This window comes from uncultured Ruminobacter sp., from assembly GCA_902764345.1.
Classification (GTDB): domain Bacteria; phylum Pseudomonadota; class Gammaproteobacteria; order Enterobacterales; family Succinivibrionaceae; genus Ruminobacter.
The window spans coordinates 1-7,927 of sequence record CACWVT010000070.1; the positions used below are offsets into that span (position 1 = coordinate 1).

6 protein-coding genes and 2 tRNA genes are annotated in these 7,927 nt (G+C 45.4%); all 8 read right to left on the reverse strand.

The features are described from left to right. Nucleotides 1-197: 197 nt before the first annotated feature. The 8 genes from QZU58_RS09385 to rlmE all read right to left on the reverse strand — a co-directional run bounded on the left by QZU58_RS09385 (nt 198) and on the right by rlmE (nt 7,473). Nucleotides 198-282 (reverse strand) — tRNA-Leu (locus QZU58_RS09385). A 46-nt stretch (nt 283-328) separates the two neighbouring features. After that, a tRNA-Leu gene (locus tag QZU58_RS09390) sits at nt 329-413 on the reverse strand. A gap of 94 nt (nt 414-507) precedes the next feature. Further along, complete coding sequence (secG, locus tag QZU58_RS09395) at nt 508-1,269, reverse strand: preprotein translocase subunit SecG (protein ID WP_294496274.1); 762 nt, start codon at nt 1,267-1,269, stop codon at nt 508-510. Nucleotides 1,270-1,454: 185 nt separating this feature from the next. Then, a complete protein-coding gene (gene glmM, locus QZU58_RS09400; protein ID WP_294461435.1) occupies nt 1,455-2,795 on the reverse strand; it encodes a phosphoglucosamine mutase in 1,341 nt (446 codons plus the stop codon). After that, nucleotides 2,795-3,697 (reverse strand): dihydropteroate synthase, encoded by a 903-nt coding sequence (folP, locus tag QZU58_RS09405; RefSeq protein WP_294496276.1) that lies wholly within the window; start codon nt 3,695-3,697, stop codon nt 2,795-2,797. Before folP ends, glmM begins: the two co-directional genes overlap by 1 nt. A gap of 180 nt (nt 3,698-3,877) precedes the next feature. Continuing rightward, complete coding sequence (locus QZU58_RS09410) at nt 3,878-4,660, reverse strand: AAC(3) family N-acetyltransferase (protein WP_294496277.1); 783 nt, start codon at nt 4,658-4,660, stop codon at nt 3,878-3,880. Nucleotides 4,661-4,812: 152 nt separating this feature from the next. After that, nucleotides 4,813-6,780: an ATP-dependent zinc metalloprotease FtsH gene (gene ftsH, locus QZU58_RS09415; protein ID WP_294496279.1), complete on the reverse strand. Its 1,968-nt coding sequence runs from the start codon at nt 6,778-6,780 to the stop codon at nt 4,813-4,815. 33 nt (nt 6,781-6,813) lie between these two features. Then, entirely contained in the window at nt 6,814-7,473 is a 660-nt protein-coding gene (rlmE, locus tag QZU58_RS09420) for a 23S rRNA (uridine(2552)-2'-O)-methyltransferase RlmE (RefSeq protein WP_294461443.1), read from the reverse strand. Between the last annotated feature and the right edge of the window lie 454 nt (nt 7,474-7,927).

The following is a 7,927-nucleotide window of genomic DNA, read 5'->3' on the forward strand; positions in this document are numbered from 1 at the left end:
CAGTAGAGTCTGAAGAATAAATAGAAATCCCCAACTCTAACTTAAGTTGGGGATTTTGACTTAACCCATAGTTACAGAAATTTGTTCAAAATATGGGTAAATAATAGGAAAGCGGTGAAAAATATGTGAGATTTTCAGAAGGCAAAAAAAAAATCCCTAACAAGGGATTCTCTTTCATACTGCTTAGCAATCTTAATTGGTACCCGAGGCGGGACTTGAACCCGCACGCCATTACGCACTACCACCTCAAGGTAGCGTGTCTACCAATTCCACCACCCGGGCACAATTAGATATTTTATTTTAGACTCTTCATTGAGTTTCTGATGAATGGTACCCGAGGCGGGACTTGAACCCGCACGCCGCTAAGCACTACCACCTCAAGGTAGCGTGTCTACCAATTCCACCACCCGGGCATTCATCGGTATTAGAGGTTTACCCCCTAACGTTTAAGTGCGCTCATTATAGCTAATGAACGCACTCATGACAACAACTATTTTAAAAATATAGTTAGTTTGTATCTTTTGTGTTCACCACAGTGCTTTCAGCCTGCTTAACAGCTTCATTTACACTGTTTACTGCTTCTTTTGCAGTGTCTTTTGCAGAATCCTTTGCTTCTGATACGGCAGCCTTGGCGTCGTCAGCAGCAGCCTTGGCGGCATCAACTGCGGCACCGGTCTGTTCCTTGACTGCATCACTTACTGCTGAAACCTGCTCCTTGGCAGCACTTACGGCAGCAGAAGTCTGTTCCTTGGCAGCGTCAGCTACGGCTGAAAGCTGTTCCTTAGCGGAATCTAATACTGCTACGGTCTGTTCACCGGCAGCGTCAACTGCTTCAGAAACCTGTTCCTTGGCGGCATCAGCTGCTTCTGAAGTCTGTTCCTTAACCGCATCTACTGCAGCTGCAGTGTTTTCCTTTACGGCATCCACTGCTTCAGAAGCCTGTGCCTTGGCAGAATCAACCGCATCAGACATTTCAGTCTTTACAATGGCAGGCTGTTCAATATTGGTAAAGTCATCAGTGTTTTCACTGGTGCGATGACTGGTCATATAACCAAGAATGATAGCCAGAATAAATTCCAGAGCTCCGAGAATCCAGGTAGACTTTACAAAGAAGTCCGCACTGCCTGCAGAACCGAACAAAGTGTTAGAAGCACCGGCACCAAAAGATGCCCCCATACTAGCTCCTTTTCCCTGCTGCATTAATATGAAAGCAATTAAAAGAACGGAAACTATTAAAAAGAGAACTAAAAGAATCGCATACAAATACATTACATCACCTCAGCTGTTGCTGTTTTTTCGGCTTATTCTATCAAAGTATATAAGCATTTCAAAATTTTTTTCCTTTAAGGAAAAAACTCCCGTAAAAAAGCTTATTTTTTCATATATGAAAAACAAGCCATCAATATATTAGTTACGGGAGCCTTTCAAAGGGAAAAAAAACAAAAGTAAAGCAGTTAACTCTGACTCTGCTTAACAATGACGTCGGCTATTCTGCTGGCAAGTTCCTTTACCAGATTGCCGTCCTCACCTTCAACCATTACGCGCACCAGAGGTTCAGTACCGGACTTTCTCAGAAGAACCCTGCCTTTATTGCCTAAAATCTTTTCAGCCTTTTCCCTTGCCTCAATAACGGCACTGTCGGTAAGCGCATCAAAGCCTGATGACAGACGTACGTTGACAAGTTCCTGCGGGAATAATTTAACATCCTTGTGCAGTTCACTCATCGGCACGTTATATTCGCACATGGCCCTGAGTACCTGAAGTGCACTGATGATGCCGTCACCGGTTGTGGTATGTCTTAAACTGATGATGTGACCCGAGTTTTCCCCACCGAGAGTCCATCCGAGTTCAAGAAGTTTTTCCATAACGTAGCGGTCACCGACCTTGGCTCTTGCAAAAGGAATACCCAGTCTTCCAAGCGCCTGCTCAAAACCGAGATTTGACATCTGGGTACCAACCACCCCGCCGTTAAGCTTGTTAAATCTCTGCTGATATTCGGCAATGATATAAAGAAGAACATCTCCGTCGAGAACCTGTCCCTTCTCATCAACAATAAGCACACGGTCGCCGTCACCGTCAAAGGCAATACCGAAATCAGCCTTTGTCTCAAGAACCTTTAAGATAAGGTTATTAGGATGAGTTGAACCGAAACCGTCATTAATGTTAATGCCGTTAGGAGTATTGCCTATGGTAATAACACTGGCTCCCAGTTCCTTAAACACCATGGTGGCTACCTGATAAGTTGCACCATGAGCACAGTCAAGCACTATCTTTTTCCCGTTAAGGGTATAGGTATTTGGGAATGTACTCTTGCAGAATTCAACATAACGACCTGGAGCATCATTCTTTCTGCTGGCCTTGCCGAGCTGAGCCGCCTCGACAACTGTCATCGGCTGTTCAATAAGTTCCTCAATTCTAAGCTCAATTTCATCCGGAAGCTTGGTACCATCCTTTGAGAAGAACTTAATGCCGTTATCATAAAAAGGATTATGTGAAGCGCTGATAACAACGCCGGCCTCAGCCCTGAACGCCCTGGTCAGGTATGCAACCGCAGGGGTAGGCATAGGTCCGAGAAGAACAGAATCAACACCGGCAGCACTGAATCCCGCTTCAAGAGCCGCTTCGAGCATGTAACCTGAAATACGGGTATCCTTGCCGATAATGACTCTCTTGGTTCCCTTTTCGGATAATACCTTACCCGCAGCCCATCCAAGCTTCATGGCGAATTCAGGTACGATAGGATACTCACCCACCTTGCCTCTTACACCGTCCGTACCAAAATACTTTCTGTTCATCACACGTGTTTCCTGTTCTTAATTATTTTTCCAAGCTGGAGTATTTCTCTGAGTCTTGGTCCTTTAGTTTCAAATTTCTTCACATAATTCCAGCAGTCCAGAGCCTGAACAGTTTCCGCAACATCGTGAACCCTGATTATTTTGGCTCCTTTGTTTACGGCATACATTGCCAGGGCAAGCGATCCCGGAAGTCTTGCGTTAACAGGAGCATCCGTAAGCATGCCTATCATTGATTTACGTGAAAGTCCTACCAGTATCGGATAGCCGAAGCTGGCAAATGTTTCGAGTCTGCCGAGCAGCTCGTAATTCTGATCCATGGTTTTACCGAAGCCTATACCCGGATCAATAATAATGTTCTGTTTTCTGATTCCTGCATTCAGGCAGCAGTGCAGCTTTCTGAAAAGAAACTCGGATATGTCCCCAAGCAGATCCTTGTATTCGATGTTAGTCTGCATGGTTCTCGGTTCACCCTGCATGTGCATGATGCATACAGGAGCATCGAGATCTCTGCATACTTCAATTGCCCCCGGTTCATTCAGAGCTCTTATGTCATTAATCATATGACCGCCGGCATTAAATGCTTCCTTCATCACTTCAGGCTTTGATGTATCCATGGAAATAAACACGTCAAGTTCCTTGGCGATTCTTTCAACAACAGGAACAACCCTGTCAAGCTCCTCCTGAACGGATACCTCATCAGCTCCGGGTCTTGTGGATTCGCCGCCTACATCAATAATATCGGCGCCTTCCTTTACAAGTCTTTCGGCATGAGCTATAGCCTTGTCCAAAGTATTGTGCTGCCCGCCATCGGAAAAAGAATCCGGAGTAACATTTAAAATGCCCATTACGCGAGGCTGATCCAGGGTAAGAACCCTGCCATGTGCTGTTAACTTGTGTATCATAATAAATCCCGGAAAATAGCATCAATTCAAAATCTGTACCGTCCGTATTTTACCACAAAGGCCGCATTAATAATTTTTTAACAACATAAATCAGCCTCTGTCTATTGAAAGATTAATACACATTTCAAATTTTATTCTGACGGCAGGCACAATGACCTGTTTTTAAGTAACTGCATGCAGTTATTTTCTGTTTTTCTCAATCCAGCCGACGGCAAAATCCACAAGATCACGCTGCCGCATCAGTCTCAGTTCAGATGAGCCGACAGTAGTGCGGGATACCGTATTAACAGCCTCAAAGTCCGCACCGATTTGTTCAAAATCCTCGCCGTCAACAAAAAGCGTTTCATATGCTTTCCAGACTCTTTCACCGTTTTCCATGACCGCACTGTGCTCGATACTCATGTGTTTTGAAGGATATGAGGCCCTGGCATCAGCAAGATGCAGAGATGTGTTTTTGTCATACCCAACCCCCATAAGCAGCACGCTGGCGTCAAGTTCATACAGTTTTCCAAGAGGTGAACCATCACCGAAAATATTGGACAGGTCATGATTTTCCGTAAGATAGGCAGCATGCCTGCCTCTGGCCGCAACGGAACGGGCCGGATGATCACTTCTTAATGTTCCGGGCCATAATCTGAACATTTCAGCTACTGCGCCCATGGTATTGGTCGGAGTAATTCTCTTGTCATATGCCGGCCAGTTATCCCTTATTATCTGCCAGTATTTCGGAGAAACAGTCCAATGCACCCCGACATCCGGATCAAGATTCTTCCATGACTGTGACGGCATCATGATTGTTCCCTCATCCCCGACTGCTTCCGTCAGAGCCTCGATAACAGTCTGAGCTCCTCCGCATACATATCCGAAACTGCTGAGAGAAGCATGAACCATGAGTACCTGCCCCTTTTTTATTCCAATCTGCTGAAATGCTGACAACAATTCCTGTTTTACTACCGGTTTCATTAGTACCTCTGTCTATTTTACGTTTTTTAGTTTTCATTTCCTCAGTTCCCGCACTGCCGAATACATCCGCTTACGGGAACAAAAAAGGGCTCTTATACCGATTAAGTTAAGAGCCCTATTCTTTTATTTAGCAGGTCATTTGACAGACACCTTTAGAAGCTGTCCTGAGATGGCTTTGAGACTTTATCCGTCTGTTCCCCGGCCACATTTTCCTGCTGTGCATCTGCCTGAGTCTCGATCTTTTCCTCAGCTTTCTTCTGACCTTCACTGCCGGAATCTCCGTCTGAGGATGAATTCTTGTATGAACCGTAGCCTTCAGGTTCCCTTACCGGTCTTCTGGCCATCAGATCATCAATCTGTTCTGAATCGATGGTTTCATATTTCAGCAGAGCATCCTTCATGGCATGAAGAATGTCCATATTGCTTTCAAGAATTGACTTTGCCCTGTCATAGTTCTTCTGCAGAATTGACCTGATTTCGTCATCAATAACATTCTGAGATGTATCAGACATGGCTCTGAGAGCGGTTGAACTGTTACCAAGGTAATTTTCTGATTCCTCGCCTTCAAGAAGCTGAGGACCAACCTTCTTGCTCATACCCCATCTGATAACCATGTTGCGGGCCCAGTAGGTTGCACGTTCAATATCGTTGGAAGCACCGGTGGTTACATTGTCCTCACCGAAAATAAGCTCTTCGGCAATTCGACCTGCAAACAGGGTGGCAATGGAATCTTCAAGGTAGCTTCTGGTGTAACTCAGACGCTCATTTTCCGGCAGATACATGGTCACGCCAAGAGCACGGCTTCTCGGAATAATGGTAACCTTGTACACCGGATCAAAATCAGGAAGCATTCTGCCTACGATTGCATGACCTGATTCATGATATGCAGTGTTGATCTTTTCCTTTTCGTTCATTACCTTTGAACGGAGTTCAGGTCCCATCAGGAGTTTATCCTTGGCAAGTTCAAACTCAGCCTGACTTACGAGATTCTTGTTTTTACGGGCTGCGGCAAGTGCTGCTTCATTAACAAGATTAGCAAGCTCCGCACCTGAAAAACCCGGAGTTCCGCGGGCAACCATCTTGATGTCCACATCTTCGGCAATAGGAACGTTACGTGTATGAACCTTAAGTATCTGCTCACGGCCCTTAATATCAGGAAGACCTACTGTCACGCGACGGTCAAAACGACCAGGTCTCAGCAGTGCAGGGTCCAGAACATCAGGACGGTTGGTGGCTGCGATGACAATTACGGCCTCATTTCCTTCAAAACCGTCCATTTCAACAAGAAGCTGGTTCAGGGTCTGTTCACGCTCATCGTGACCGCCACCGATACCAATGCCTCTCTTACGGCCTACGGCATCGATTTCGTCAATAAAGATGATGCACGGACATTTGGTCTTAGCCTTGGCAAAAAGATCTCTTACTCTTGAGGCACCGACACCGACAAACATTTCCACGAAGTCGGAACCGGAAATCGAGAAGAACGGAACCTTGGCCTCACCTGCAATGGCCTTTGCCAGCAGGGTCTTACCGGTACCAGGCTGACCTACAAGCAGTACGCCTCTCGGAATCTTGCCGCCGAGCTTCTGGAATTTACCTGGTTCCTTGAGATAGTCAACAAGCTCCTTAACCTCATCCTTTGCCTCGTCACATCCCGCAACATCAGCAAAAGTGGTATGAACCTCATCTTCCCTGAATTCCCTGGCCTTGCTCTTTGAGAAACTGAAAGCTCCCTTTCCGCCTCCCTGAGCGGAACGCATGAACCATATCCATACGAAAATAAGGATAATCATCGGGAACCAGGAAACAAAAATACTTAAAAGCAGGCTTGGCTCTTCAGGAAGTACACCTACTGTTTCAACCTTGTTTTCCTCAAGCTTAGGCAGCAGGTCCTGATCCACTATAGGCATTACAACCTTGAACTTTTCACCGTTTTTGCGATATCCGGTAATACTGCGTCCGTCAATCTTAACAGACTTCACCTGACCGGCTGCAACCTCGGACTTAAACGCCACGTAGTCACTTTTTGAGGAGGCGTTTTCGGCTGCATCGTTGAAAGACGAGAAGCCGTAGATCACAACGACCGCCACAATTAACCACATTAACAGATTTTTTCTCATTATTATCTATCCCCTTTTCAGGCCAATATCAGGTTATCTGAAAACTTCCTGATCTTCCGCTTCACTGCCCTTGTAACCAAGACCGACATAATAAACTTCTCTTGATCTGAGTCTTGAAGCATCCGGCTTTCTGACCTTAACTTCCTTGAAAGATCTTCTTAAAAGTTTCAGATAGGCTTCCGTCCCCTCTCCGTTGAACACCTTCACCACGAAGGAACCGCCTTTTCTGAGTATTTGACGGCACATGTCAAACGCAAGTTCCACGAGATACATAGCTCTCGGCTGATCCACCCCGATATTTCCGGACATGTTCGGAGCCATATCGGAAAGAATGACGTCAACCTTGTCGTCACCTACAATCTCAAGCAGTTTGTCTAACACTTCCTGCTCCCTGAAATCACCGCACAGGAAATCGACCCCGTTTATCGGCGTCATTGGAAGGATGTCACAGGCAACAACTCTGCCGTGTTCACCGACACAGTTAACGGCATACTGGGACCAGCCGCCGGGAGCGGCACCGAGATCCACCACCTTGTAACCTTCCTTTATGATTCTGTCCCTGCCCTGAATTTCTTCTATCTTAAAGCTGGCACGGGAACGAAGCCCTTTTTTGTGAGCCTCCTGGACATACACATCATCAAAGTGTTCTTTCAGCCATCTTGTCTGACTGGCCGTACGTTTCTTTTTTGTCATTTATCTTATGTTTATTATCTGTTCAGGTATGCCTGCACGGCATTATCCGTGTTTATACACGCATCTGCAGGCATGATTCAAATTCAAATACCACCTGTAAATCATATCATATTAACAAATTTATTCCATACCGCAAAACAACAACTTAAGCGAATACTCAATAATGTGCACCTATCGTATTTTGACGTTATCACTCAGAATTAGAACGACATGTACGAACCGCTGAAAAACAGCGCCGGCCATGCAGAGTATCTGTTTTTGCCGTAAGGAACCGCTTATATGAAATAATTTCTCTGATTCACATCGTTGTGTCAGCAAGTATTGCGGACACCGCTATTTTGGATCTATAAAAACTTATAAAATAAATTTTTTACCAAATTAAGCCTTCATCGCCAGATTTGCCAGCTGATTCTTATTTAAGTCAGCCAGTATTGATCTCAGCTCCGGACTCCTG